We start from the raw sequence: 781 nt of genomic DNA, 5'->3' as shown, positions 1-781 counted from the left end.
AACAGTCTGCCTTAGATGGACTACGAGAGTTGTCACAAGAGCGGATAGCTAAGTTGGATGGCACTAACCATGCAACGCCAGAACTGATCATGGCCTACCAAAACGGTTATCAAGAAGGTAAGCAAGAGTATTGTGAGCAAAGTGCCTATATGCTGGGTGTGGTTGGACGACCGTATTTCGGAATTTGCGATGATGTTGACCCGTTCTTCCAACACGATTATGACGCTGGTCGTATGTCCTCCGCAGGAGCTCCTATCTAAGGCAAGCGTTTAGGTTAGAAAGCAAAAGAGCTGCACTTTGCAGCTCTTTTTGTATTCGGGGGTTGGCGTTACGCTTATTTGTTTTGAGCACGCTCGTAAGATTGTAGAATCTCTGCTTTTGCCGCTTCGACATCTGCCCAGCCATCAACTTTCACCCACTTTCCTGATTCCAACTCTTTGTAGCGCTCAAAGAAATGCGTGATTTGCGCTTTTAGCAACTCAGGAATGTCGCCCACATCTTGAATGTGTTCATACTCTTTAGAGATTTTAGAGTGCGGTACGGCAACGACTTTGGCATCTTCGCCCGATTCATCCGTCATCTTCAAAACGCCAACAGGTCGGCAGCGAATAACAGAACCTGGCATGAGTGGGTATGGCGTTGGGACAAGGACATCTACTGGGTCACCATCAAGCGAAAGTGTGTTGTTCACGTAACCGTAGTTACATGGGTAAAACATTGGCGCAGACATGAAACGGTCGACAAATACAGCACCAGAGTCTTTATCTACTTCGTACTTGAT

The 781-nt window shown here is 46.9% G+C and carries 2 protein-coding genes; one reads left to right on the top strand and one right to left on the bottom strand.

The annotated features are described in order from the left end of the window. Nucleotides 1-260: DUF2799 domain-containing protein (locus R7Q48_RS26585; protein ID WP_318133206.1), on the top strand; the 260-nt coding region annotated here is incomplete at its 5' end. A 74-nt stretch (nt 261-334) separates the two neighbouring features. On the opposite strand, the gene ppa is transcribed toward R7Q48_RS26585, so the two are convergent. Next, nucleotides 335-781 (bottom strand): inorganic diphosphatase (ppa, locus tag R7Q48_RS26580; protein WP_318133204.1); only part of this gene is annotated, 447 nt, incomplete at its 5' end.

It is taken from the genome of Vibrio sp. 378 (assembly GCF_033339435.1).
This window is presented reverse-complemented; position numbering and strand designations above follow the sequence as displayed.